This is a genomic window from Terriglobus albidus, assembly GCF_008000815.1.
GTDB lineage: Bacteria > Acidobacteriota > Terriglobia > Terriglobales > Acidobacteriaceae > Terriglobus > Terriglobus albidus_A.
Genome location: NZ_CP042806.1, coordinates 2,285,786 through 2,310,545 on the forward strand (window position 1 = coordinate 2,285,786; position 24,760 = coordinate 2,310,545).

24 protein-coding genes and 1 tRNA gene are annotated in these 24,760 nt (G+C 57.2%); 16 read left to right on the plus strand and 9 right to left on the minus strand.

From position 1 onward, the window contains the following. Nucleotides 1–42: 42 nt before the first annotated feature. Nucleotides 43–384 carry a YXWGXW repeat-containing protein gene (locus tag FTW19_RS09225; protein WP_147647348.1) on the minus strand — a complete coding sequence of 114 codons (342 nt, stop codon included), beginning with the start codon at nt 382–384 and terminating at the stop codon, nt 43–45. 103 nt (nt 385–487) lie between these two features. On the opposite strand from FTW19_RS09225, the gene FTW19_RS09230 reads away from it, so the two are divergent. The 13 genes from FTW19_RS09230 (at nt 488) to FTW19_RS09290 (ending at nt 14,439) form a co-directional block, all read left to right on the plus strand. Further along, the gene (locus tag FTW19_RS09230; RefSeq protein WP_147647349.1) at nt 488–1,480 is read left to right on the plus strand and encodes a 3'-5' exoribonuclease YhaM family protein; all 993 of its coding nucleotides are present in this window, start codon (nt 488–490) and stop codon (nt 1,478–1,480) included. Between the two features lie 254 nt (nt 1,481–1,734). Beyond that, a complete protein-coding gene (gene aroC, locus FTW19_RS09235) occupies nt 1,735–2,910 on the plus strand; it encodes a chorismate synthase (RefSeq protein ID WP_147647350.1) in 1,176 nt (391 codons plus the stop codon). Between the two features lie 111 nt (nt 2,911–3,021). Next, complete coding sequence (def, locus tag FTW19_RS09240) at nt 3,022–3,531, plus strand: peptide deformylase (protein ID WP_147647351.1); 510 nt, start codon at nt 3,022–3,024, stop codon at nt 3,529–3,531. 4 nt (nt 3,532–3,535) lie between these two features. Further along, a complete protein-coding gene (fmt, locus tag FTW19_RS09245; RefSeq protein ID WP_147647352.1) occupies nt 3,536–4,462 on the plus strand; it encodes a methionyl-tRNA formyltransferase in 927 nt (308 codons plus the stop codon). Continuing rightward, a complete protein-coding gene (gene tsaB, locus FTW19_RS09250; protein ID WP_147647353.1) occupies nt 4,459–5,085 on the plus strand; it encodes a tRNA (adenosine(37)-N6)-threonylcarbamoyltransferase complex dimerization subunit type 1 TsaB in 627 nt (208 codons plus the stop codon). The genes fmt and tsaB overlap by 4 nt, the downstream gene beginning before the upstream one ends. Nucleotides 5,086–5,514: 429 nt before the next feature. Continuing rightward, nucleotides 5,515–5,967 (plus strand): ribosomal protein S18-alanine N-acetyltransferase, encoded by a 453-nt coding sequence (gene rimI, locus FTW19_RS09255; RefSeq protein WP_187143389.1) that lies wholly within the window; start codon nt 5,515–5,517, stop codon nt 5,965–5,967. 32 nt (nt 5,968–5,999) lie between these two features. Then, nucleotides 6,000–6,200: a DUF465 domain-containing protein gene (locus FTW19_RS09260; protein ID WP_147647355.1), complete on the plus strand. Its 201-nt coding sequence runs from the start codon at nt 6,000–6,002 to the stop codon at nt 6,198–6,200. Between the two features lie 330 nt (nt 6,201–6,530). Further along, a complete protein-coding gene (locus FTW19_RS09265; RefSeq protein ID WP_147647356.1) occupies nt 6,531–7,157 on the plus strand; it encodes a phosphatidylserine decarboxylase in 627 nt (208 codons plus the stop codon). Further along, nucleotides 7,157–7,990, plus strand: a complete 834-nt coding sequence (gene pssA, locus FTW19_RS09270; RefSeq protein ID WP_147647357.1) for a CDP-diacylglycerol--serine O-phosphatidyltransferase — start codon at nt 7,157–7,159, stop codon at nt 7,988–7,990. Before FTW19_RS09265 ends, pssA begins: the two co-directional genes overlap by 1 nt. Beyond that, nucleotides 7,950–9,056, plus strand: coding sequence for an Asd/ArgC dimerization domain-containing protein (locus tag FTW19_RS09275; protein WP_246153656.1), 1,107 nt, complete (start codon nt 7,950–7,952; stop codon nt 9,054–9,056). The genes pssA and FTW19_RS09275 overlap by 41 nt, the downstream gene beginning before the upstream one ends. A 3-nt stretch (nt 9,057–9,059) precedes the next feature. Then, a complete protein-coding gene (locus FTW19_RS09280; RefSeq protein WP_147647358.1) occupies nt 9,060–10,046 on the plus strand; it encodes a magnesium transporter CorA family protein in 987 nt (328 codons plus the stop codon). A gap of 12 nt (nt 10,047–10,058) precedes the next feature. Further along, nucleotides 10,059–10,145, plus strand: a tRNA-Leu gene (locus tag FTW19_RS09285). A 334-nt stretch (nt 10,146–10,479) separates the two neighbouring features. Beyond that, the gene (locus FTW19_RS09290) at nt 10,480–14,439 is read left to right on the plus strand and encodes a hypothetical protein (RefSeq protein WP_147647359.1); all 3,960 of its coding nucleotides are present in this window, start codon (nt 10,480–10,482) and stop codon (nt 14,437–14,439) included. Between the two features lie 27 nt (nt 14,440–14,466). On the opposite strand, the gene FTW19_RS09295 is transcribed toward FTW19_RS09290, so the two are convergent. The 3 genes from FTW19_RS09295 to FTW19_RS09305 are packed head-to-tail and all read right to left on the minus strand — an operon-like array spanning nt 14,467 to nt 17,298. Continuing rightward, nucleotides 14,467–15,111: an SEC-C domain-containing protein gene (locus FTW19_RS09295; protein WP_147647360.1), complete on the minus strand. Its 645-nt coding sequence runs from the start codon at nt 15,109–15,111 to the stop codon at nt 14,467–14,469. Continuing rightward, nucleotides 15,112–16,278: a nucleotidyltransferase domain-containing protein gene (locus tag FTW19_RS09300; protein WP_147647361.1), complete on the minus strand. Its 1,167-nt coding sequence runs from the start codon at nt 16,276–16,278 to the stop codon at nt 15,112–15,114. Next, complete coding sequence (locus FTW19_RS09305) at nt 16,279–17,298, minus strand: SAVED domain-containing protein (protein ID WP_222705551.1); 1,020 nt, start codon at nt 17,296–17,298, stop codon at nt 16,279–16,281. 329 nt (nt 17,299–17,627) lie between these two features. On the opposite strand from FTW19_RS09305, the gene FTW19_RS09310 reads away from it, so the two are divergent. Beyond that, nucleotides 17,628–17,969 (plus strand): helix-turn-helix domain-containing protein, encoded by a 342-nt coding sequence (locus FTW19_RS09310; protein ID WP_147647363.1) that lies wholly within the window; start codon nt 17,628–17,630, stop codon nt 17,967–17,969. A gap of 1 nt (nt 17,970) precedes the next feature. Then, nucleotides 17,971–18,570: an ImmA/IrrE family metallo-endopeptidase gene (locus tag FTW19_RS09315; RefSeq protein WP_147647364.1), complete on the plus strand. Its 600-nt coding sequence runs from the start codon at nt 17,971–17,973 to the stop codon at nt 18,568–18,570. Between the two features lie 192 nt (nt 18,571–18,762). Here the strand turns inward: FTW19_RS09315 and FTW19_RS09320 are convergent, their stop codons facing one another. From FTW19_RS09320 to FTW19_RS09330, 4 genes are all read right to left on the minus strand, one after another. Beyond that, the gene (locus FTW19_RS09320) at nt 18,763–19,311 is read right to left on the minus strand and encodes a hypothetical protein (RefSeq protein WP_147647365.1); all 549 of its coding nucleotides are present in this window, start codon (nt 19,309–19,311) and stop codon (nt 18,763–18,765) included. A 617-nt stretch (nt 19,312–19,928) separates the two neighbouring features. After that, nucleotides 19,929–21,128 carry a hypothetical protein gene (locus FTW19_RS09325; RefSeq protein WP_147647366.1) on the minus strand — a complete coding sequence of 400 codons (1,200 nt, stop codon included), beginning with the start codon at nt 21,126–21,128 and terminating at the stop codon, nt 19,929–19,931. A 102-nt stretch (nt 21,129–21,230) separates the two neighbouring features. Continuing rightward, on the minus strand, nt 21,231–21,389 hold the full coding sequence (locus FTW19_RS25775) for a hypothetical protein (protein ID WP_187143390.1): 159 nt from the start codon (nt 21,387–21,389) through the stop codon (nt 21,231–21,233). Then, the gene (locus FTW19_RS09330) at nt 21,386–21,886 is read right to left on the minus strand and encodes a helix-turn-helix domain-containing protein (RefSeq protein WP_147647367.1); all 501 of its coding nucleotides are present in this window, start codon (nt 21,884–21,886) and stop codon (nt 21,386–21,388) included. Before FTW19_RS09330 ends, FTW19_RS25775 begins: the two co-directional genes overlap by 4 nt. Nucleotides 21,887–22,261: 375 nt before the next feature. On the opposite strand from FTW19_RS09330, the gene FTW19_RS09335 reads away from it, so the two are divergent. Next, nucleotides 22,262–23,173: a DUF2971 domain-containing protein gene (locus FTW19_RS09335; RefSeq protein WP_147647368.1), complete on the plus strand. Its 912-nt coding sequence runs from the start codon at nt 22,262–22,264 to the stop codon at nt 23,171–23,173. A gap of 44 nt (nt 23,174–23,217) precedes the next feature. On the opposite strand, the gene FTW19_RS09340 is transcribed toward FTW19_RS09335, so the two are convergent. Beyond that, nucleotides 23,218–24,420 (minus strand): DUF4062 domain-containing protein, encoded by a 1,203-nt coding sequence (locus FTW19_RS09340; protein ID WP_147647369.1) that lies wholly within the window; start codon nt 24,418–24,420, stop codon nt 23,218–23,220. Nucleotides 24,421–24,760 lie beyond the last annotated feature (340 nt).

Sequence of the window (24,760 nt, forward strand, 5' to 3'; positions counted from 1 at the left end):
CTTCTTCCTTATCGAGGGGCACCCGGCGTGGGCAGTCCAAAACTAGTGGCGGTGCCAGTCGTGGTGGTCGCCGTGATCTTCACGGTCCCAGTGGCCTTCGTGAAGGCGCCAGCCTTCGGGATAGTGATCGTAGTGGGGGTGGGTGTAATACGCTCCGGCGTAGGGGCGGCGCTCCCAGCGGCCGGGAACCCAGATGTATCGGCCGCGGTTGATACTCCAGTAGCCATCAATCCATAGATAGTCAGGACCCGGGATGGGTGGGGGAGCCTCATAACGCAGTGGGGGCGGCGGTGCTCCGATGGTGACGCCAACGCTGACCTGCGCATTGCCAGGAGCTGCCAGTGCTCCGGCGAAGACGACTGCTGTCAACCATTTTGCTTTCATTGCGATCTCCGTTTTGGATACAGCTTTGCTTTAAGATGCGCGGTGCGTCAGATGGTGTTGCGCTGAGGGCACAATTGACGGGGTATTCTTGAGTTTCAAGGATATGAAGTCTTTCTTTATCGCAGACGCCTCGCAGTACGAGAACGAGGTCATTACCAGCTACTTTGCGTTGGGCTCCATCTCGGCGCGCGAGAAAAAGTCGGGTAGCGGACAGTACCTGGCGCTCACGCTGGTAGACAAGACCGGCACCATGGACGCACGCATGTGGGACGAGTTCGAGGACGCGCTGCGTACCTGCGAACCCGGCTGCTATGTGAAGGTGCAGGGACAGATCTCGAAGTACAACGGCCGTTTCCAGATCACGCTGCAAAAGCTTCGCCTGGCCGCTGAGAGCGAGGTCGACCCGGCAGACTTCCTGCCGCATACGCAGTACGACATCGGAGAGATGTGGCAGGAGCTGCGCTCGACCGTCGACGCCTTCAGCAACGTGCATCTGCAGCGGCTGGTGAATGCGTTCCTCGATGATCCGGTCATTGGGCCGGCGTTCATGAGCGCTCCCGCGGCAAAGGTACTGCACCATGCCTGGATCGGCGGTCTGCTGGAGCATGTCGTCTTCCTGCTGCGCATGTGCAAGCGGGTGGCTCCGCAGTATCCCGAGGTGGATCCCGATCTGCTGTGCACGGCGGCCATTCTGCATGACGTTGGCAAGACTCGCGAGCTGGAGTGGAAGTCGAGCTTTGCCTACTCGGCCGAGGGACAGCTTATCGGGCATATCTCCATTGCGATGGGCATGCTGCGCGACAAGCTCGCACTGATCTCGCAGGTGGAGCCGTTTCCGGAGAGACTGCGCATCCTGGTGGAGCACATCATCCTGTCGCACCACGGATCGCTCGAGTTCGGTTCGCCCAAGCTGCCTATGTTTGCGGAGGCGCTGGTCTTCCATGCGATCGACGATCTCGAAGCGAAGATGCAGAACCTGAGGACACAGCTTGCGAACCATGTCGCCGGCGGAGCACAGCCGGGTTCGGTGACCGACTGGATCCGGAGTATGGACCGGCAGTTGGTGGATTCGAAGGAATACTTGAAGAACGATTGAATGATTGAAGAATGGAAGAATGAATAAGGTTTGCCGACCCATGCTCTGGGTGCCCCATCCATCGCATCGCGATGGGTGGGCGACTAGCTAGTATTTTTGTCATTTCGTAGCGGAGAAATCTGCTTCTCGCCCGCTGAGGTCCATATCTAGAACGTGGAAAGCGGTTCGCGCGTAGCGCGAATACCTATGTCCCAGAAGCGGGACATAGGGCACCCGGTGTATGGGCTCCCCATCTCGCGATAAAATTGATGTTTATGCTTCGTTTCTCCACAGCAGGTGAAAGTCACGGCGAGAGTCTCGTCGCGCTGGTCAGTGGTATGCCCGCCGGGGTGCCGGTCGATCTGGAGTACGTCAACCGCGAGCTCTGGCGGCGTCAGCAGGGATATGGCCGCGGCGGCCGTATGCGCATTGAGCGCGATACGGCGCATGTGCTCTCGGGTGTTCGTCATGGCCACACCATCGGCTCGCCGGTCGCCATGACACTGGAGAACCGCGACTGGAAGAACTGGACCGAGATTTTGCCGGTTGAGCCGGGCGACCCCGCGAAGCACAAGGCTGTGGCTTCTCCGCGCCCTGGACACGCCGATCTGGCCGGTTCGCTGAAGTACGACTTTCACGATGCCCGCTATGTACTGGAGCGTGCCTCCGCCCGCGAGTCTGCTGCCCGCGTTGCTGCTGGAGCGCTGGCGAAGCTGCTGCTGAAAGAGCTTGGGATTGAAGTCGCCAGCCACGTCATCCGCGTAGGCAAGGCTGAGCTGCAGCGGCCCGTGACCTGGGATGAGATCAAGGCTCTGCACGGCAAGGACGAGATCCTGCTGAACTGCGCCGACCCCGAGAGCGAGAAGGCCATGAAGGGCGAGGTCGACGGCATCCTGCGCACGGGCGACACCATCGGCGGAGTCTTCGAGGTGGTCGCTCATGGGGTTCCTCCAGGTGTTGGAACGCACGTGAACTGGGACGAGCGTCTGGACGGTCTGCTTGCGCAGGCGGTGATGAGCCTGCAGGCGGTGAAGGCCGTGGAGATCGGCCGTGGTGTCACGGCGGCCGAGTCGAAAGGATCAGAGGTTCACGATGCCATCTCCTACGGCGAGACGGATGGCCCATTCACGCGCTTCGAGCGCGACCACAACAATGCCGGCGGTCTTGAGGGCGGTATCTCGAACGGTGAGGATGTGATCGTGCGCGGCTATCTGAAGCCGATCTCGACACTGCGTCGGCCGCTGGGATCGGTGAACTTTGAGACCCGTGAACCGGTGAAGGCGGCCTATGAACGCTCCGACGTCTGTGTGGTGCCGGCGGCGGGTGTAGCCGCCGAGGCGATGGTTGCACTGACGCTGGCGCGGCTGGTACTGGAGAAGTTTGGCGGCGATTCCTTGAAGGAACTGAAGCGCAATTTCGAGGGCTACTGCGTACAGATTCGTAACTTCTAGCAGAGTTCAAAAGCGGGTCCTTCGCTTCGCTCAGGATGACAACGCGATGCTCAGGATGACAACAAGAAGCGGGTCCTTCGCGATGCTCAGGATGACAAGATTTATAAGACGATGATCTATCCCATTATTAAGTTTCCCGACCCTGTGTTGATGAAGCCCGCCGAAGATGTCACGGTCTTCGACAAAGAGCTGAAGCAGTTGGTTGCGGACATGTTCGAGTCTATGTACGAGGCGCAGGGCATTGGTCTGGCGGCGCCGCAGATCAATATTGCGAAGCGCCTCTGCATCATCGATCTCTCGTTCAAGAAGGATCCGGCGCAGAAGATCGTACTGATCAATCCCGAGATCATCGAAAACTCAGGCAAGCAGCACGAAGAAGAGGGCTGCCTGAGCCTGCCGGAGATCCGCGAGAAGGTGAACCGCGCCTTCCAGGTGAAGGTTCGCGCGCAGGATGTCGAAGGCAAGTGGTTTGAGATCGAAGGTACAGAGCTGCTGTCGCGAGCCTTCCAGCACGAGATCGATCACCTGAACGGCATTCTGTTCATCGATCATCTCAGCCGTTTGAAGCGCGACCTGGTGCTGCGCCGCATTCGCAAGATGCAGAAGAACGGGGAGTGGTAGAGCGGTGCGCCTGGTCTTCTGCGGTACTCCGCAGTTCGCCGTGCCCACGCTGCAGGCGTTGATCGACGCCGGGCATGAGATCGCCCTGGTGGTGACGCAGCCAGACCGTCCCGTCGGACGCAACCAGGAGATCGTTGCTCCTCCGGTTAAGCAGCTCGCGCTCTCGCATGGGCTGCGTGTCCTGCAGCCGGAGAAGATCAAGACCAACGCAGAGTTCCGCGCGGAGCTGGAGACGGTTGCTCCCGAAGTGATCGTGGTGGTGGCCTACGGCCGCATCATCCCGAAGTGGATGCTCGATCTGCCGCGCTACGGCAACATCAATGGCCATGCTTCACTGCTGCCGAAGTATCGCGGAGCCGCACCGATTCAATGGGCTATCGCTCACGGCGAGACCGTCACTGGTGTGACCACCATGCTGCTGGATGAGGGCCTCGACACCGGCGCGATGCTGCTGAAACACGAGGTGCCGATCGGCCAGGAGCAGACCTCAGTGGATCTGTTTCCGATCCTGGCCGAGGTGGGCTCGAAGCTGATGGTGGAGACGCTCGCCGGGCTGCAAGCAGGAACCATTACGCCGCAGCAACAGGATGAGTCGCAGGCGACACTGGCGCCGATTCTTACGCGCGAAGATGGCCGCATTCAATATGCCCAGCCAGCGCAGTGGAATGTGAATCGCTGGCGCGGGTTTCAGCCGTGGCCGGGGTGCTTCACCCTCTTCCGCGGTAAGAAGCTGACGGTGCATGGCATGCATGCCATCACCGGTACTGGAGTGCCTGGAGCGGTCCGCGTGGATGGCGACAGCCTGATGGTGGCGTGTGCTGAGGACACCATGCTGGTGCTGGATGAAGTACAGCTCGAAGGCAAGAAGCGTATGCCTGCTGCTGACTTCCTACATGGCTACCAGGTGAAGTCTGGCGAGGTGCTGGGGTGAGCGATCGGCGTTTGCTGCTGATCGATACCTGCGGCCTGGGTGGATCGGTCGCACTATCGTCCGCCGCAGGCATACAGCAGGTGGAGCTTGCTCCACGGATGGCTGCTTCGCACGGTATGCGTGCGGTGCGGAAAGTGCTGGAAGAGGCTGGTTGTGGATTGAAGGATCTGGATGCCATTGCCGTGATGCATGGGCCGGGATCGTTTACCGGCGTGCGCGTTGGGGTTGCGATGGCGAAAGGGTTGTCCGAGGCCGCGGGCATTGGCCTGATTCCGCTGTCGCGCCTGGATGTGCTGCGGGCGATGCGTCCGGAGGCAGCATTTGCGGCGTTGGACGCAGGACGGGGCGAGTTTTACCTGGGCAACGCTGCCAGCCAGGAACTGGTGACGCTACAGGAGATGCTGAGCCGTGTGCCGGCGAAGGCGACGGTGGCGGTCTGTGAGGATCGCGTTGCCGATTCGCTGGATGCGTTGGTGGTAGTCCGTGTGCCCGAACCGACGGCAAAGGATGGCCTGGGGCTGGCGATTGCAGCATTGGATGCAGGCCAAGTAGTGACCGCCGAAGCTGTGGATGCACTATATCTGCGGCGGCCGGATGCTGAACGGGCCTTAGAGCGGGTGTAGGGCAGGGTGCCCCACCCTCGCAACACTGTTCCGTTCCAGGAGATCCTTTACAGTCGCTTTGTTCGAAATTCCTATTAATAGCGGCCGTAGTGGCTAGGGAAAGTGGGAAAAGTCCTTTCTTTTTCCAAGGTTGCGCAGCAACCGCCTTTTCCTGGCCTCTGTTGACCCCACAGGACTTCCGGCACAAAAGTGTAAAGGATCACATGAGACTGAACAGCAACGCTAGGGTGGGTGGGCGAGGAAACCACGATCTTTTTTAAAAGCAGATTTCTCCGCGCCCTTTGGTCGCTGCGAAATGACAAACAAAAAGACGGATCGAGCTCCCGCTCGATAGTCCCGCATCTGCTTCGCAGATATGGGGCACCCAGTTTGGTGGTTAGCGATAATTTCTCTATGACGAACGTGATCCGGAGGGCGGAGGAGCGGGATGTGGCTGCACTGCAGCATCTGCAGGCTGCGACACCTGGCATGCCAGAGTGGACTCCGGTCCACTGGCTGGGGCTGCTCTCTGGAGACGCCATCGTCGTGATCGCCGAGGCCGATGGGGAGGTGGCCGGGTATGCCGTGGCATCGCTGCTGCGGATTCCCGGCGAGGTCGTAGCCGAGCTGGAGGCGATTGTGGTGGCGTCCTCCCACCGCCGGAATGGCCTGGGGAACGGGCTCCTGCGGTATCTGTTGACTGAGGCCCAGGCCGCCGGAGCAATCCGGCTAATGCTGGAAGTTCGTACCGGGAACGGGGCGGCGCAGGCGCTCTATCGGGGGCTTGGCTTCCAGGAGGAGGGGCTGCGGCGGCGGTACTATCGCGACCCCGTCGAGGATGCCATGTTGATGTCCCTTCAGTTTCCACAAGAGACGGTTGCCGAGGAAAAAGGACCGGAGTAGAGTGCTTGGCATCAGTTTGGACGGAGGTATCCATGCTTCCTGCGCACACCGAGGCGTCATTTCGTCATGAGCAACTCACCCGCTTGCAGATGGAACACGCGCAATACTCTGAACGTCTTGACCATCTCGTCATGAATCCGCACCACTCGCCTGCGGACCAATGGGAAGAGATTCGCCTGAAAAAATTGAAGTTGAAGTTGAAGGATGCCATGGAGCATCTCCGGACGGACTAGATTCTTTCCGGAGCTGCGGAGCATCGTCTTGGTTTTGAGCCGGCAGTTAGGGCCGGACGTTGGGCCTTGTGCTCCTAGTGTGTCTCTAGGCTGCTCGAAGCCTTGACGGTTGTCATCTTGAGCGCAGCGAAGACCCGTTTTCTCCGCTTTTCGTTTCGGATATCCGAAACGAAAAGCGGTCGCGCGCAGCGCGATACCCATGTCCTTCGGCGGTTGGTGGCGGAGCCGAAAAAGCAGGTCCTTCGCTCCGCTCCAGGATGACAACAGAAAGCGCCGCGTCCATCGGACAACGACCTTTTCTCCCTGCGGCTCTATAATCGGAAGAACTTTATGGTGCGTGACGGTTTTCTGTATGCGCTCGGCCTGGGTGTCGTTGCGGTTCTTCTCTCGTTGACCGGGTGGCCCTGGCTGGCAGTGATTCCGGTTCTGCTGGCGGTGTTCTTTCTCTGGTTCTTCCGCGACCCCTCGCGTACGGTCCCGCAGGGCAGGGGAGTCATTGTTTCTCCGGCTGATGGCAAGGTCACCGAGGCCGAATGGATCGAGACAGGCGCCGGATCGCGTCTGCGCATCAGTGTCTTCCTCAGCGTCTTCGACGTGCACGTAAACCGCGCGCCGATCGAAGGTACGGTGACGCAGGTCGACCATCGCACGGGTCTGTTCAAGAACGCGCTGTCGCCGGATTCGTCGCTGGTGAACGAACAGACGTTGGTTGTCGTGGAAAATCCCAACTACCAGGTCAGCTTCAAGCTGATCGCCGGTCTGCTGGCGCGCCGCATCGTCTGCAATCTGAAGGTTGGCGACAAGGTTGACCGCGGACAGCGAATCGGTCTGATCAAGTTCGGTTCGCGTGTGGATGTGTTGTTGCCTTCGGATGCGGTGCTGAAGGTCAAGAAGGGATCGCGGGTGAAGGGCGGATCGACCATTCTGGCGGAGATGCCCGTTGCTTCGGAGGCTTGATGGTTGAGCTGAGCGAGCGCCGCCCCAAGCAACCGCGGCGCGCCATGTATGTTCTTCCGTCGTTGTTCACCGCGGGCAATATCGCCGTGGGGTACTACGCCGTGATGCAGAGCCTGCAGGCGGTATCGACCGGAGACCCCAGGTACTTCGACCGCGCGGCGATCGCTATCGCCTTCGCCATGCCCTTCGACGCTCTCGACGGCCGAATCGCCCGCATGACCAACACGGCCAGCGAGTTCGGCAAAGAGCTGGACAGCCTGGCCGACGTCATCACCTTCGGCGTGGCGCCCAGCATTCTGGCTTATCTGTGGGGATTCCGCATGCTGCCCATGGTGGGCCACCTGGTCTTCCGGCAGAAGGTGATGGATCTGGGGCTGTTCATCTGCTTTTTATTCCTCATCTGCGGAGCCAGCCGCCTGGCGCGGTTTAACATCACCAAGGACCCGAAGCCGCAGAATCCGGGACGGCCTGACCGGAAGTACTTTGTCGGTATGCCGATTCCTGCAGCGGCCGGTGTTGTTGCTTCTGTAGTGCATTGCTTTGATGGCCAGCCGATCGACAATATCTGGATCGCGCTGGTGTGGCTGTCGTTCGTCGCGTTTGTCGGGTTCCTGATGGTGAGCCGCTGGCGCTTCTGGAGCGGCAAAGAGATTAACCTGAGCCGGGGGCATCCGTTCCGGCTTCTGATTCTGCTGACGCTGGCCGTGGTGCCGCTATTCCTGTGGTCAGGGATTACATTGATCACGCTGGCGCTCAGCTATACGGTGTACGGTCTGTTCTCGCGCGTGAGCTATGGATGGATGCGACGCCGGCGTACACAGGCCGCACTGTAAGCGGCAACAGGAAGGAAACAAGATGGAAGAACGCGTGTATCACGTCGGCGTGGCCGGCGCATCGAGCCTGGCAGGCAAGGACCTGCATGAGGAGCTGGGGCAAAGCGTGCTAGCTGCCGCCGATGTGCGTCTGCTTGACCATGAAGAGCTGGCCGGAACACTGGAGGCCACGGAAGACGAGATGAGCTTCATCCAGAAGATCGACTCCGATGCCTTCGACGGTCTGGACCTCGTCTTCTTTGCCGGCACCTCGGCGCAGACCGCCGAGAGCTGGAGCTTCGCCCGCAAGTCCGGTGCCGGCATCGTCGACATGAGCTATGCCCTGGAAGATCAGCCAGAGACGGTCGTACAGGCTCCGTGGGTCGAACAGGTGCTGGCCGCCAAGGGCCCGGGCGCGGCGCTAAGCCTCAGCACGGTGGGAGTCATCGCGGCTCATCCGGGGGCGCTGATGCTGTCGCTCGTCGCGGCGCGGGCAGGGAAGAACCTTCCGCTGAAGAGCCTGGCCGCCGTGGTCTATGAGCCGGCATCGCAGATGGGCAAGGAGGCGATGGACGAGCTGCACCAGCAGACGCTGAACCTGCTCTCATTCCAGTCGCTGCCCAAGGAACAGTACGACGCGCAGGTAGCCTTCAACCTGCTGCCGGTCTTCGGCGACGGAGCGGTGCAGCGGCTGTCCATTACCGAAGGCCGCATCCGTAAGCACTTCGCACAGCTGTCCGCAGGACGCCTGCCGGAGCCGGCACTGCAGATCGTGCATGCCCCGGTCTTCCACGGCTATGTCATCAGTGTGCTGTTCGAGTTTGCGAAGCCGGTGGAGCTGGCTCTACTGGAACGCGCACTCGAAGGCGAGCACGTCGAGGTGCTGCTGGGCGACGCCGAGCCGCCAAGCAATGTCAGCGCCGCGGGACGGAAAGAGATCCTGGTCCGCCTGCCCGAGGAATCCGGTGCGCCGGTCTCGCGGGTGTGGCTGTGGTTGGCTGCGGACAACCTGAAGCTGGCGGCGCAGAACGCAATTGCCTGTGCAGTTGAGCTGGAAAAGCTGCGTCCGCAAGGCAAGGTGCAGTAGCCGATGCTGCGGTCGTTTCACGTCGAGGCCGGCAGGCTGCGTATCGATGAGGGCGATTCGCTCTCGCTGTTGCAGCAGGCCGCATGGATCGACCTGCTGGCGCCCACACCGGAAGAAGACCACGCGGTCGAACATGCGATGGCGCTCTCCGTCCCGACCAGGGAAGAGATGTCCGAGGTGGAGAGCAGCAGCAACCTCTACCGCGAGAGTGGGGCCTCGTACATTACGGTCCGGCTGGTAAGCCGTCCGCGCGATCAGCAGCCCAAGCTGGCCGCCGTAACCATGATCGTGACGGCGAGGCAGTTTGTCACGCTGCGCTATGCCGATCCTACGGCGTTCAAGCTCTTCTGCGCGCGTGTGGACAAGTCGCCGAAGGTCATCGAGCATCCCCGCGATGCCGTGCTGACTTTTCTTGAGACCGTGGTGGACCGCGTAGCCGACATCCTCGAGGAGATCGGCAACGGCCTGGATGTCCTGGCCGGCGAGCTCTTCGCGCAGGATGCTACCTCGACTAAGGTGGCGGTGGAGAAAGACCTGGCCGCCATGCTGCGGCAGATCGGCCGCAGCGGTGACCTGGCGGGCCGCGCCCGTGAGAGCCTGCTGAGCCTGACACGGGCGGCCGGCTTCCTCTCCGGAGAAGAGAACGGCGACACGCCGCATCAGGACCGCAACGAAGTCCTGCGGCTGAAGACACTGCAGCGGGATATCAAGTCTCTGCTGGAGCATGATGCGTACCTGCTGTCGCAGATCCAGTTCCTGCTGGACTCAAACCTGGGCATGATCAGTATTCAGCAGAACGCGATTATCAAGATCCTGTCGGTAGCGGCCGTCATCTTCCTGCCGCCTACGTTGGTGGGCTCGCTGTATGGAATGAACTTCGAGCACATGCCGGAGCTGAAGTGGCACCTGGGTTATCCGATGGCGATCGTGATGATGGTTTTATCGGCGGTGTTGCCATACTGGTACTTCCGGCGGCGTGGCTGGCTGTAGAATAAAAAGCGAGCCGGGATGGCGGAACTGGCAGACGCAGCGGACTCAAAATCCGCCGAGGGCAACCTCGTGGGGGTTCGACCCCCCCTCCCGGCACCAAGATTACAAAAGACTTATGTCAATTTTGCCTCTCGAATGTCGAGAGGCAAAATTGTTTGGTGGCTGTTCTGGTGGCTGTTTGCTTCGCGCGATCTCCACCTTGGCCGCAAACTGAGCGATGCATCGACAACGCAGGACAGCACTGCAGCATTTCAGTTGAGTACATCCACGCATAGCAGGTAACCCAACTGTTAGAACTACGACATACACTTAGTGAGCATCCAGACAGTAACTGTTATCTGGGCACTGCCTGTGAGGCGTCTTGGCTGAGGAGCATTTGGGCGACAATCCGGGAGGGGCAGGGCGCGACGCCTTGGCTGGATACGACTACCAGATGGACATGTCTGTCTGGCTGTCTTTGCTCCTCATTGTCGCCAACAAACAAGCCCAAGAGCTCATTCTCGAACCCGCAAGTCAGGAAGACATTGAAGGAACACTGGACGAGTTCGAACCTGGAAGGGTTACGGGAGAGGTCAGGCTGGGACAGTCGAAACTCGTCGTCCAAGCCAAGCTGCGCAGCGGCAATGCCTGGACCATCAAGACGCTTCAAACATTGCTGGAATATGGCGGGAAGAAGCGGGTTCCAGCGACTGAACGCCTGAAAGATCCGCAGGTCCACTACTTGCTCGTAACCAGCGCCGGACTAAACGGAGAGGCTGCCAGTCTGCGAGTGAAAAAACCCGGACGTTGGCCCAAGCCCGCTGACCTACCTTCTTCCTTCACTGAGGCTTTACCTGCCGACGCGATTGGCAGAATTGGAGTCTTCAGCAACAAGGAACCAGAGCAGCTCGAAGCTGACATCAGACTGTTGCTGATGGATGCTTTCCGGGTTCCCAACGCTCAGTGGAAGGCCTGCCTGAAGGAGCTGAGGGAAGAAGCAAGAATTCGCATCCGTGGCGCAGCTCAAGGGCGATGGCGGCGTGAAGATCTGGAAGAAGTTATCAAGAAACATGGTGGCTATCTCGCCAGTACGCCCGAGCTTGAGCTCTACGTCAAGCCCAAGAATTGGGATGAGTTGCGTCAAGCGATGCGTGAGCGCCATGGCGCAGTGATCATCGGCCCGTCCGGGACTGGAAAGACTTTGGCGACCCGGATGCTGTATCAAGAGCTCCGGGAAGAGATGCCTAACCTCGAACGGAAACCGATACGGCTGGGACCGGGCGAGCTTGAAGACGACCAGACGCCATCTCCAGTGTTGTACGACATCGAAGACCCCTGGGGCCGCTTTGACTTTGATCCGAAGAGCCGAGCCTGGAATGACCAGTTCGACCGATTTCTCTCAGGGTCCACCGCGAATCGTATGATCGTGGCCACAACCCGAAGAGATGTCGCTGAGCAGGCCAAGGGCGTCGACACGGTGACGCCGTGGCTCGTGCCGCTCGAGCCGGAACACTATGGCGCCAGCGAACGACAAAAGATCTTTGAGTTGCGCGTCCCGGGCCTACCGTGGGATCTGCAAGACCCCATCGGGCGCTCTCGGAGACTGGTTTTGAAACAACTGGAGACGCCGCTCGAGATCCAGAAATTCTTTGATGCCGTTCCGACAATTGATCGTGAGAAGTTCAGGAGTGGAAACGGACTGGTCGAAGAGGCGATCCGCCTAGCTCATCGGAACTCTATCGAGCAGACGGTCATTGAGCAGATTCAGGAGCGCCACGACATACGGGCAGCATCGGTGATTTGGGCGCTTCTGAAAGTGGCCGACAAGTTTTCGATATCGAGGGTTGCAGAGATCGAGGAAGCTCTTGCCGATGAGGACTCTGTTTGGGACAGAGGAATCATGCCTCTGGTTCGCTTTTTCGTTGCATCACGAAATCTCAAGCAGACCGATGAGATCGTGACGTATTACCACCCACGTGTGGAGGCGGGGATACTGCAAGCCCTCAATAACGACCGCTTGGCTGCAGGGAAGGCTCTCCGCGCTTTGATCAGCTATTGGTTATCGCTCGAAGACGGACGGACGTGGGGAGCGAAGGCGTCCGCCAAGCTTATTGCGGGAATCCCTAAAGACAGCAAGATCAACCTTAAGCTGCCGACGACAGCTACCCAGGCGATTGACTCCTGGCTCGAGACCAACCTCTCTGATCCGCCGGACAAGCTCGAACGTGCCCTCGATCTGATCGCAGAGGCGGGTTCGCCGTCCAGCTCTCAAGCCGAGATTGCACGGTACCTACTTGCAAGCGCGATGCGCCGAGGAGTCTTCCTCGATTCTTGGGAGAATCCTAAACATACCGATGAGTGGTATTCCAGCCGTCACGCTGATCCCACAACGAAGCCCCTGATCGAGCGGTTCATCCGCAAAGTTCTCCCTTGGTCGCACAGCCAGTACACGGAGAGCTTTGCGCGCGACCTCCTCCGACTGGCTCCGGATCTGAGCCAAGCCTTCTTGGACGCTGCTCTCGAGATCGTTCACCTCGGCGTGACTCACAATGATGATCCAATTGCCGAAGGCGCTCTTGAGGATCTTGCCGGTTACGAAAACGTCGTGAATGAGGCGGTTAAGGCCCGCGAACTGACGACGGAAGAGAGCGCGAAAGCAGATGAGCTACATCTCAGGCTAATAAACGGCGAGTTCAGCGAGGAGTATGCGGAACATCTCGCGACTTCAGATGAGGATGGCTACACCGCTGGGGAGCTTCTGAAAGCGTATGTACGCAGGCTCCACAAGACAGGCAACTGGAAGCAGATCGCTTCCCACGCCCATCGCGACAGTATGAGCTGGTTTTGGTTGACCGTTTTCAGGGATGACCTCAATCGCTCAAACGTTCTCGATGAGGAAGAGTCGGCACTGGCTTCGGAAATCAAAATAGACCAGGACGAGCTAGCCGCACTTTTCGAGCTGGCATTCAACTCGCGGCATGAAGATGACCTGTGGCATCTCGTTGGACTCGTCTGGGACGGTCGTTTCCTGGCGCCTCTTTTAGAACGGATGAAGCAAGGGAGCGACTCTAAGAAAGTCCGTGTCGCTGCGCTCCGATGCTTGCTCCTCTTTGCGCCGAACGAGTTCGAAGCAATCTGCGAGGACTTGCAGACAGACGCGAAGAACAACCGTCTAGTTGAGATCGCTCTTGACCTTGCACATCTTGAAAATCATGTGTCCGCGCTGTCGCGACGACACAAAGAGCCTGAACCTGATGCCGTTGCTGCGATGCGGCAACTACCACCTGCCGCGACCGAGTTAGGTCTGGCCTTTGCAGAGTTGTTGCACGACCGCAAGCCGACAATCGGTGAACAGGCGCAGCAATTTCTTTTCTCGATTTATAACGCATCGGAGGACATTCGACGCCTTCGCCTTGTTTTGAGCAAGGCGTCTGACGCTACTTGGCAGGAAGATGTTGATGCGCTTCTGACATCCGCTACAGAACCCGATATAGCCGCCGAAGCTGTGCAAGCAGCCGCGCTCGAAAAGCAGGCTGCTGTCCTTGAACAAGCACTCACACACAAGTTCGCAACTGTGAGGGCCACCGCCCTCCGGGCGATTGCAGAGGAATTGGCAGCGCCGCTTCCGGCCCGGTTGCTTAAGATGGCTTCCGATAAAGGGCAGTACGTCCGCCGTACTCTCGGGGAACTGCTCGTTCAGAAGGTTCATCCCGCACACTGGGCAGCTTTGATGACACTCGTTCGGGACAACTACTCGACCGGCAGTCATTACGCCGATGACCATGCCCAGTTCCCGATCGCGAGAGCTGCCGTGAAGACGATGAAAGAGTACCCGGTTTTGTCGCGCGAGAGTGCAGACGAGCTTCTGGAGATCGCCATCTCTTCTGGAGACCCTACTCTCCGGTGTAATGTCTTCGATACGCTTGCCGTACACGCCGGACCGGACGGGCAAGAGATGCTGGTTCAACTGGCCACGCAGCCAGGACGGCACATTATCCGGGGCCAGGCCGCGGCGGGACTTTTATCTGCTTTTGGTTCTGCAGACCCTGAATTAGTCGCAAAGATCACTCCTGACTTGCTAGCCTCCCAGCCCAGCAACGTAGCGGCGTCGTTGACTCTTTTACTTGGCGCTGGCGGTGAGATCGAAGCTATCGAGAGTGCAGCCACCGCACTTGCGGCCAACACCAAACGGCGTGTTCTGGTGTTGTTGCTGATTCACGTGGTCAACGGCCGCATCCCAGAGCTTGCGCCGAAACTGGCAGCGCTTATGCCCACCGATCATCCGGCACTCGTATGGGCATTGGGTGGCGAAATCGACTGGGAGAACGATAGGCCCTTGTCTGACCTGGGTGAACGTTCTATATGCGGCGAGGTCTTCGTATTTATGAAGCCAAGTGCGCCAGAGGCTTGCTAGAAAGTCGATCAAGAACCGGCCGTCTGATCATCGCGGCCCGTAGAGCAAAGAGCAGAACCAGCCGTGCCCGAGGTCACTCCGAACCCGATTAATGATTCGATTGTGGCATAGTCCCAGACGCTTGCCGGAACCGCACGGACACGGCAACTTATTCGCCTTGCGCTTCTTCAGAGTGAGGAGACGTACGAAACCGATTAAAACTTGGTCGTTCTCGACGCCGAGCATCGAGGCGAGATCATCGCGGAGCCCGGGCGCGCCGTGGGACAATTCACCGAAGGGAAGGTCTCCTCCGCCTTCGACAATCGAATAACCGTAAAGGTACGGAACCAGGCACCGTTCAACAAACGAGAGAAGAGAAGGCGTCTCTGCCAGAATGAGTCGCAGGCGAGTGGGCGACCCGAGGCACAGGTGTCCAGAATCGAGCTTGTGGAAGTTGCGCGGGATGCGATCCGCCGTCTCTCGTACCAGAGGAACCGTTCTGGGATAATCGGAAGCAACCGAGATGCTGATCTCGTAGCAATCAGAGATCGGTGCTTGACCGCGAGTCTGAGCTGAAAACTCGAAACGACCTGCGAGGACGGTCTCATCGTCGGCAGAGGGGTGGAGGCGGAGCTCAGGATACTTCTGAAGTACCTCTTCCACATACGCGCGTAGCAACGCCGACGTGCTCATTCATTCCGCTCCCCAAGGCCTCGGCGGGTTGCTGATTGCAATTGCCGGCGCGGAGTACGCCGCACTGCGGACCACCGGACTCACCGGTTGAAACTGTCGCAACTGCTCCTGCGTCAGGTCCAGCTGGAACATCTGACGCACCCGCCCAGCGAGCCTGTCGCCGCGGAGCAAGTCGGGTAGCACAGCCAGATCAGCCTTCACCTGGGTATGCCACGTCCAAAAATTCTGTTCGAGCCGCGCGTCTTTGGCCCACTTGTCGGCATAGTCCTCCGCAGGATCGGCGGGGTTAGGAACCCGCGGCCGTCCGGAGCGAATGAACGTCGGCATCCGGTCGACGATACCCGTCACGGCCGTGAAAATGTCAGCTTCGCCGTTGTATGCATGCGTCGCGAGATTGGTCAGAATCATCGAGATTGGGGCCAGCTCCGGGTTCTGCCGGAACATGACGTCCCGATGACGCTTGAGCAACTGAATGCTGCGCTGTAGCGGCGTCTTCCATTCATAGGCAGGAACATCTTCGACCGAACTGTATAGTCGTGATTCCACCAAACGCCGCAGTCGAGGCAGAGCGTAGCTTCGTGTGCGCTCCTCGAACCAGCGAGCAAACCCACGAGGATTACTGCTCAACCATTTCGAGCTGATCGTTGCGTACTGCGGGTGGCGCTTGTCAGTGATTGCGACTGCGCGCTTGGCAAGCTCGCGAGACACCCCGAGTCCGACAATGCTTTCAATGACACTCTGTTCCTCGGCGACGCAGGGCAAGCTATCCAGGTGAAACGTGACTTCGTCGGAGTAGTGCAGCCGCCAGCACCGGTTCATCTCTTCGATCGGAGACAACATCTGATGGGCTTCCGCATATCCACGAATCTCCGCACCAAAGAGCGTTTTCAACTGTTGCTGAGTCATCGCTGTCTTTGGCATGGTAAGCGTTACCACGTTATCGAGGTCGTATTCTCCGTCCGCATTCAAGGGCCGCGTGACCGTGCCATAGCGAAACGAGCCTTGAGGCGTGATGTGCGGGTTGTAGATTGCGACCTTGGATTCAGGGCGGCACAGCCACTCCCCGAGAGAGCGGTGCCGATTCGCCGCACGCTGGTAGTAAGACTCGGGGATATCGAGTGAATCAACAATGCCGTCCAACAGCTTTACTATGAGTTCATGCGCCATTTAGTTGGCCTCCAAAGATATCGATAAAGCAGGTACAAAGCCCCCACGTGCATTCACCTGGTCGTAGAGCTGCCAAGGCATGTCGGCCTTCGGCATACGCACTCGGCCGACTTCAAGACACGCGGAGACAGGTGCCGCGGCAAAGATATGCAGAATGGCGGACTGCCCGTGCGCGGACTTGATCCGGTCGAAGACCCGCCGTAACACTGCCCTCAGAGAGGAGAGCTGATCCCGGCTCTTCATCAGGTCGTTGTGCGGCGTTTGTACCGTAATCACCCAGATACTGGCGTCCTCCCCGAGCACCGAAGTGATCCGGCCGAGATCAATAGTCGCGCTCAACGACAAGACCAGCGCAGCTTTTCGGCCCTTGATCTGCGGCTCATGGATAAAGTATTCGGGCGCCGCCCCTCCCGATGGCCAGGCCCAGGTCTGCGGTTCGCGATGCAATTGGTATACGTCGCAAGGAATGATGTCGCCCAGCAGCGTTCCCAGATGAATGAGCAAAGGCTGCGGTGCCAGCGAAAACACGGAGAGATGCGCAATGTCGCCGTCTGCAATCTGATCTCGAACACGCCGAGCAAATTGCCGCTCAAGATTCTCTCGTTCAGAGATCCAGAACTGCTCATCACGGTCTGTGCCGGCGCTGTTGTGGAGACTGAGGCTAATCGCACGATCAGTGGCCGGGTAGCGGTGCGGAAACATCGCCGTCGCGGCACCAGCGTAAGTCAACGGCGCAGTGTGTTCGCCAATGTTGGCTCCGTACAGGAGAACGTGGCTTTTCCGCGTCGTATCTATGCCCGTCACGAGCTCGATGCGGCTCTCGTGGTCTCGCTTCATCTCACGGAGCAGTGGCGCCGGATAGCGTCCGCCATCGACAGCTTTGTCGATCTTCTGATGGCACTCGTGGCAAACCAGCAGGAGATTGTCCACCGAGTTGATGTCTTCCGGCAAAACCCCGTCACGCCCTCGTGGTCCGCCTTCGCTAAAGGAATATATATGGGCTTTCTGCCCGATGTTCACGCGCTCAGTCGTGACCGAAGATTTCCATAGTGGCTTGTTGCACCCGGCAAACTCGCAGCGGCCAGCGGCCCGTCCCCAAAGCTCATTCTGGATGGCGGCGGGAATGTACCGCGTCACTTCCCAAGCACCCGGCAAAGCCCCATCCGCGACCGCAGACGTGCTGGCCCGTTCTCGCTTCCGGCTCTCTTGGGAGTTATTCAATCAGACTCCTGTCTATTGACGATGCAACTACATGACCTCAGAATGGTTCATATGTAAGACAGTAAAGGCCACTGTGCACCGTGTCAATAGTGCACCAGTGGATTACTTGTAAACCACAGGAGACGGCCTTGGCCAAAAAGCTTCTTGAAGACCTCGGACGCAGAGTGCAGCAAAAGCGAGGGAAGTTGGGAGTTCGAGCCGCCGCCCAACAGATCGGCATCAGTCATGCAACGCTTTCGCGCATCGAACGAGGACATCTCCCTGATCTAGAAAACTACCGCAAGATCTGTGTCTGGCTCGGCGAAGATCCAGAAACAATCGCTGTGGAGACCGTTGTCGCCGAATCTTCGCCCATTTCTGAAGTACACTTCCGCAAGAAGCCGACTGTGACCCCAGTTACCGCTGAAGCGCTGGCGCAGATGATTCTAGCTGCGCAAAATTTCATCCTGACGCGGCAAGGCGGGTTCTAAAGTGAACGAATTGCGTCGCGGCTTTAAGAGCTGGTGCGAGAAGGCCTCTGCCGGATATCGGCGAGACCTTGGATTGGTGCGGCATGCTGCTCTTAATCCGCGCGCACTCGCCGCATACCTCGCAATCGAAGTTTTCTATCCAGAGGAAATTCCGGGTCTGGACGCCGGCGCTCTGCACCATCTCATCCGTGTCGATCCCGATAGCTGGTCGGCGGTAACGTTGGTCGTAGGCACAACAACGATCATCATCTTGAATTCGGCGCACCCTCTGACTAGGCAGAACAGCAGCTTGGCCCACGAATTGGCACATATTATCTTGCGTCACAGCCCCACGCAGGCTTTCTTCGGACCGGGGGGTGCATTGATGATGAAGGAGTTCAACGCCAGTCAGGAAGCTGAGGCTGATTGTCTCGCAGGAATTCTCTTAATCCCCAGGGATGCATTGTTGGTCATGCTTAACCAGATGGACGAACCATCGCTCGCAAGTTATTTCGGAGTGAGCCTGGACTTGTTCAAGATGCGCAAGAACCTGACTGGCGTTGAGCGGCAGCTCGGGAACCGGTTTGCGCAATGTCGATCGTCTGCTCGGGTCACTTCCTGACAATAAGTATGCTTGTCGTCAGCGATCGATCAAGTCACGCTAAGCGGGTTTATAGCTAATCACTTCTTGCATCAGTCCGCAGGCGATGCGAACTGGCTCACTGAGTGACCTCTGTTGCATTCTCTCAAGAAAACCTTAGGTAAGTGATCTATTTCGGTGCGGACTATGGATGCCAAGCAGGCACCGAATCAATCACGTTGACATCACGGGGTAATTCCAAAGAGGCAAGCGGGATTCGATGTAGTGCCTGAGGGCTTCATATCGGACGATCAGCTTGGGATCGTTTCCTTTGTTGATTCGCTCTTGCTCTGCAAGCGCGAATTCATAGATCGGTTTGAGCTGGATCTCCTTGAACTTGCCCTCTGATCCAGCAGCATTTTCGACTATGAAGGGGCCTAGATAGTCGAGTATTTTTTTTCCATCGCTGTCTATTGCAATAAGTTTCAGCGCTTTCTCGATGATCGCTGTGATCGTTTTTGACTCAGGGGTCGCCTGCGTCCGAAAGTTGGCGTGGGCCGAATTGAGAAAACGCCAGAGTCCTTCACCGACGAGGATGCGCGGGTATCCGGCTTCTTCGGACTCGAGCCTATATGCGCTTTCTAACGCCGTACCGTAAATTTCCTGGGGGCCGATCTCAGTCGCAAGACCCACATCTATTCCACCACGCAAAGGGTGGCCGCTTGCTAATGACACGCCCATGACCGAGGCAGCGGCTGAAAGAGCCGATACGATCGTAATCATTAGGGCTAAATCTCCCCCTTCATTACGTATCGGAACTGACGTGACGAAGGAGTCGGAGAAGCCCATAAACTTTGGTCGGACGGACTTGTCTGTGTGTTTCTTTAGGTTAGAAAGTCCGGATTCAAAGGCTGTGAACTGCGTATCGAAGATCCTTCAGAGGTCGAGTACGAAACCCGCTGTATGCCTGAGAACTTCAGCTACTTCTGCTCTGTTTTCGGGTGTGGTCGGGAGATACAAGGCTTTGAACCTCTCGCGCTGCCCGAGCACATCGAGAAATGCAACTAAATGATTCCCAAGCTGAAGATGAATCTTTTGCATCGATTTTACCTTCCACTATTACTAATAAATTCTCGTAAGTCGGCCTATGGGAAGCAATCCCGAACGCCGGATCTCTACTGAGGTTCGGCAGACGTCTCTTGAGCGTCCCAGCGGTACATCTAAAGAGACCACCGGTTTAGGGTAGCTGGACTAAACAGCGCGGGCGCTGATGGGTGCTGAAATCAACTGGCGAGTTGTACGAAACCAAGAACTGCTGCGTTCGCTCCGTAGATCATCCCTAAGTCACGCCGATATACGGTGCCGACCATACCAGGAATCACTGCAGCGATGATGTATCGCTACAGTGCTGGTTGTGAGGCGGCATCGCTGATGTGTTTCTCTACAAACTCTGTCACACCATTCAAGTGAAACTCTATCTGGCGGTCTCCGAAAAATTGCTGATATCGCTCCTTCGTACTTTCGTACCGCCGACTGTCCTCGTCGCTGCCGCCTTTGCGGAGAACGACATCGATCCTGGCATCCTGATGAACCATGCGCGAGAGAAGCTGTCTGAACTCGAAATCCGCATTTGGCAAGGAATACCCGATAAAGACGAGGCGCTTCGCTTCCATCAATTCGACGCCAGCATTCTGCCAGACGAGCTTCACCTGGAAATTTGTCAGGTCCTTCAGGAAGGTCGGCATCACCAGAGAACCCGCAAGCGGGTTCTTATATCCATATTTCTCGCAATGACGGCAGCACGTCTCGCCGACACGCTCTAGGATGTCTTCCTTGAGACCGTACTCAACGAATAGCCTCTGACAATTCGGGCATTGCAGCCAATTCATCGAACCGTGAAGTTTCAAAAGCTTCACGTTGAAGCCACGACATCCGAGGCTCCATAAACCGGAGCGTATTCGTGTATCGCCCGCTTGGACCGAGCTGATATAGCAGCAATAATCCACGACACCAAACGGGTCATAATCGCCCCCAAGTCCGGGATCACGATTCCAAAGCGCCGAATGAATGGCGTTGTCGAGCAGGATGTCCCAATTCAACGAGATAATCGCAAATGGATCATAGGCTTTTGCCCTCTTCGCATCCTTCGCGTCTTTCGCGTATTCCGCTCTTTTTGCAGCTTTGGCAACGACGTACTCCGCAAACGCATGGATGTATTCGCCGTCAGCCTTGCCGGAGCCAATCTGAGTGGTGATGCGCCGGGATATCGCAACCGATATGAGATACCCGAGATCCTCGCGAATCTTTTTCAGATCCGCAGCGTTCCTGCTTTTAAATGCCGTGCCGTCGGCGATACAGCGGTCAATAGGGGTGTAAACATCCTCCAGTGCGATCCGGGGGATATCTTCGCGTCTGATACGAAGGTCGTCGATGAGGAAGGTTTCTAGCCTGGTCTTCGCTTCAGCTACTTTGGCGTTCCATCCATCAAGTTCCAGGATGTCTCCGAGTATCTGCGCTTGCGTCGGTGCTCCAGCGGGGATTGAAAAGCCCGCTCCCAAAACATAAACCACTTTGCCGGCATCTACTGGAGTTCCTAACATATTCTCGAACAACCTCTCTTCGAATCTCGATACCCCAATTTATAGGAACATCCCTCGTCTCCGGAATTAGCGGATTGTGTTCGGTGGGTGGCAAAGAAGTGCCTACGATTGCAGTGCATCTGGCCGATGCCTCTTCTTTGCTGGAAATGTCCGATGCCAGGCGTGGCGCACACTCTGGATCTCGAACAGGATGAACTTGATGGCCGCAGCGAGTAGTGCAGCTAAAAGAATAGCGTCAATCAGAAGGTGCTCCAGACTCATTTGCCGCCCGCTTTCTTTGCGGCCTTAGGAACGACGATCTTCGGCTTGGGTTCAATCAAAGGCAGCTTCATGATTTCGAGCAGGTCGTTAGCATCTTCCAGCTCGCCCTTCGTCATCTCGTTCAGCTCGTAAAGTTTTGCGACGGCTAGTCGAGGGTCGCGCAGCAGATAGCGACGGGTGCCCCGGTCATTGTGGGAGCGGATGAGTCCGATCTTTTCCAGACGGTGTATCGACTTGCTTACCGTTCCTTTTCCCTTGATGCCCGTGCCTCGCATAATGTCTTCATAGGTCGGGTAGCAGATGCTTTGCGGGCCGCCGCGCGTGAGCAGGTAAATCCAGACCTTGAGTTCTGCGCCTTCCAGGTACCGCAGGAGTTCCCGCGAGATGTATGGAAGCGGTGCATATCCCCCGGCTTTAGGCGCGAACACTTCTTTGGCCCCGTCAGGAAAACATGCGTCCCGGTATCGCTCGTCTTTTTGCTTTCGCTTCGTCGTCATTCCAATGCCTCCAGGATGAGTATCCGGCCCTGCTCAAAATTCTTCTAACCCCGCTCACACTCACCCCATGGTCAATAAGTCAATACACTCAACACAGGTAAACACAGGTAAACACAGTCAATACACCGGCCCCTTTGCGCCGGAGCGAAATCGCCAGAAAAGGCGCGCCATTTTGACTTTTTCAGCCTGGGGACAGGTTTCCTGTAGGATTTTATCGTGCTGCACGGAGCCGGAATGGATTGCAAAGTTGACCCCCTAAAATAGTCCGGCACTTTCATTATCGACTGAGTGTCTGGAGGCGAGGGGGTGCGCCTGCCGGGCGTCAGCTAACCCTATATGGGTTAATAGATAAGCGGCACTGCAAAGGAACGTCCGATGAGTACGACTGCCAGTTTAGAGAAATTCGTAGGTGATGTGTTGCACACCTATACAACCACACCGCCAGGCATGTTGTGGCACTACACGAATGCTGCAGGATTTCTGGGGATCTTCCGGTCTGGCAAGCTCTGGGCGACAAATACTGACTATCTTAACGATGCATCGGAGATGCGATATTCGAGGCGTTTGGTTTTGCGTGCTATTGAGGGAATTAGATCCAGCATAACCACCCGCGAAGAGCACGAGATGTTGAGCCTCTTCTTGCAATGCATTGGCGACAACGCTACCCGGCCTGTTTTTGTGACATCCTTTTCGGCCGAGAAGAATGAGCTGAGCCAATGGCGTGCATACGGGGGTAGCACCGGAAGCTTCGCACTAGGGTTCGGCTCAGCGCAGCTGGTCGCGGCAATTGCCAAGAACACTGTTACGCGCTTCGGTTTGTACCAGTGTCTTTATGACGAAACACAAAGCGCATCCCTGTGTCAGCAAATAGTGGAAAACTTGCTTGAAGACTTTAGAAGTTTGCGGACAAGCGCGACCGGCAGCCTCCCTTATAACGAAATGTCAGATTTCGTTCATGAGTCGGTCAGGATATTTGATACGCTTGCCCCTCTCATCAAACATCCTGATTTCATCAAGGAGGCCGAGTGGCGACTGGTATCAGAGGTTGTCGATCTTACTAAGAGACCGATACATCTGCGTGAGGGCAGAACTCAGATCGTTCCCTATCTTGAACTGACGATCGCTCCGGACAACTCGGACCCGAGATTTACGGTGCATATGCTGGTTGGGCCATCTAACGGCCATAACCCCCGAGATGCCAGCCGCGCACAAATCGGATATTGTGACGACTTCATTCTCCAGCCTTTCCCCATCGAGTCTTCGTACAGTCCTTTCCGACATACGTAAGGGCGGCCACAATGAGCGACTCAACGTCCGGCTCGGCGGTCGTCTCAGATATCCTTCAATACGAATACTTTCGAACCTGATAGTTCTATCCATTGGGTATTGCTGACAAACTTAGGCTGGAGCATGATCGGAAGGAGCACCTCGTTCCTGCGGCCATTTACTTCAATCACCAACCTCAGCGCGGCTGGGCCTGAATGGTCGGAGTAGTTCATGTCAGGTCGAGGCGTATTGAATAAACTGATGATTTTCGCGTGATCCAGCACAACTGAATGTTCTTTGGCATTCTCAGAACCGATTTGCATATCGGATATTTTGGCTTCGGAAGAGGTAAGAAACTCGACTTGTTTTACGATGATCGGTTTGTTTGATTCGACGCAGAGCAGCTGCCTGTTGGGTGTTCCTGCGAACGACAACGACAGTTCCAGAGGAGCAATGCTGATTTCCTTATCAGCGCGGGCGAAGCCATCTTCGGTCAGCTCGTATATTTCTTCACTCTCTTGATGCAGATAGCCGAGTTGCACCAGGTTGCTCAGCACTCGCTTCCACGTTGCGGAGGAGCGAGGAGTGTCTTCGACAAAATTCTTCCCATTTGCCTGGACGTAAAACCCCTCCATCGTGGTCCCTGCAATGATCTGTCCGTTTCGGTCGTCCGCCGTTTCCAGAATGAGTCGTCGCTCATTGTAATCCAGATCCGGTTCTTTCAGTTCGACTTCGGCATTGGGCTTCGTGAGCCAAAGATATTGAGGCCTGTTGAGAGCGATTGCCAGGTGATGTCCGAAATCCGTGCGTAATTGTTCGTGGCTGGCATATTCGGCATAGAGGCCGCTTGCTCTGCACTCTTCCTTAAACGCTTGCAGCGCGGCCCATTGTTTCGGATCGATGGCATGCGGATCGACCGGTACATGCGAAAAGTACAACATTGCCAATTTCCCCGCCGCGACATGTCGCTTAATCTCCTCCACACTGCCGCTTATGAAGTCAGCTGTGGCCGTCCCGATGCGAGTTCCGAAGATGCTGACAACGATGTCTGCATCGAGCAGTAAATGTTCGTTGAGAAGTGATTGTGCAGGAGCGCCCATCTGAGGAGAGCTGTGGGTTTCCCACTTGACGGGCTGGAGCACGAGTTCGCGGGTGACGGCGTTGGCGTTATTCCATTGATACAGCACATTGGTCACGATCTCGCGCTCGTCCGCTACGTCGCTTGGGGAGGCGATCATTACTTTTAGGACATTTGCCTGAAATCCCATGTCTTCCTTTATACAGCTTGGGAATGCGCGGCGACTGCGGCCCGTAGAAGAGGTTATGGGAGCAATGCGGCTGACCGGAGATTGGTTGGTTCCTATGCTGCCTGGGCAACAATTGAGGTCGTTTGGATACACAGACCGGTATGGAAATCAAGCAGACGCTATTGGTGCTTTTGTCGTTTCTCGGCAAAGGTCGCGACATTTTGGGCCCAAATCGCCGAGGGTGCTGGCGAGGTACTGAAATTCGATATAGCTGTTTTTCCCAGCGTTTTTGAGGGTTCAACGATGCTGTCGTTAGCCATCAACGCAGCCATCAACGCCCATGAAGCTTTTGGATACGTAA

Coding starts and splice junctions, on each gene's coding strand:
- FTW19_RS09340 (WP_147647369.1), bottom strand. CDS start 24,420: ATGGGATTTCAGGCAAATGTCCTAAAAGTAATGATCGCCTCCCCAAGC.
- FTW19_RS09280 (WP_147647358.1), top strand. CDS start 9,060: ATGCTGCGGTCGTTTCACGTCGAGGCCGGCAGGCTGCGTATCGATGAG.
- FTW19_RS09225 (WP_147647348.1), bottom strand. CDS start 384: ATGAAAGCAAAATGGTTGACAGCAGTCGTCTTCGCCGGAGCACTGGCA.
- FTW19_RS09320 (WP_147647365.1), bottom strand. CDS start 19,311: ATGATTACGATCGTATCGGCTCTTTCAGCCGCTGCCTCGGTCATGGGC.
- aroC (WP_147647350.1), top strand. CDS start 1,735: ATGCTTCGTTTCTCCACAGCAGGTGAAAGTCACGGCGAGAGTCTCGTC.
- pssA (WP_147647357.1), top strand. CDS start 7,157: ATGGTTGAGCTGAGCGAGCGCCGCCCCAAGCAACCGCGGCGCGCCATG.
- FTW19_RS25775 (WP_187143390.1), bottom strand. CDS start 21,389: ATGAGTCTGGAGCACCTTCTGATTGACGCTATTCTTTTAGCTGCACTA.
- FTW19_RS09290 (WP_147647359.1), top strand. CDS start 10,480: ATGGACATGTCTGTCTGGCTGTCTTTGCTCCTCATTGTCGCCAACAAA.
- FTW19_RS09295 (WP_147647360.1), bottom strand. CDS start 15,111: ATGAGCACGTCGGCGTTGCTACGCGCGTATGTGGAAGAGGTACTTCAG.
- FTW19_RS09325 (WP_147647366.1), bottom strand. CDS start 21,128: ATGTTAGGAACTCCAGTAGATGCCGGCAAAGTGGTTTATGTTTTGGGA.
- FTW19_RS09260 (WP_147647355.1), top strand. CDS start 6,000: ATGCTTCCTGCGCACACCGAGGCGTCATTTCGTCATGAGCAACTCACC.
- FTW19_RS09335 (WP_147647368.1), top strand. CDS start 22,262: ATGAGTACGACTGCCAGTTTAGAGAAATTCGTAGGTGATGTGTTGCAC.
- FTW19_RS09300 (WP_147647361.1), bottom strand. CDS start 16,278: ATGGCGCATGAACTCATAGTAAAGCTGTTGGACGGCATTGTTGATTCA.
- def (WP_147647351.1), top strand. CDS start 3,022: ATGATCTATCCCATTATTAAGTTTCCCGACCCTGTGTTGATGAAGCCC.
- FTW19_RS09275 (WP_246153656.1), top strand. CDS start 7,950: ATGGATGGATGCGACGCCGGCGTACACAGGCCGCACTGTAAGCGGCAA.
- FTW19_RS09230 (WP_147647349.1), top strand. CDS start 488: ATGAAGTCTTTCTTTATCGCAGACGCCTCGCAGTACGAGAACGAGGTC.
- FTW19_RS09265 (WP_147647356.1), top strand. CDS start 6,531: ATGGTGCGTGACGGTTTTCTGTATGCGCTCGGCCTGGGTGTCGTTGCG.
- FTW19_RS09330 (WP_147647367.1), bottom strand. CDS start 21,886: ATGACGACGAAGCGAAAGCAAAAAGACGAGCGATACCGGGACGCATGT.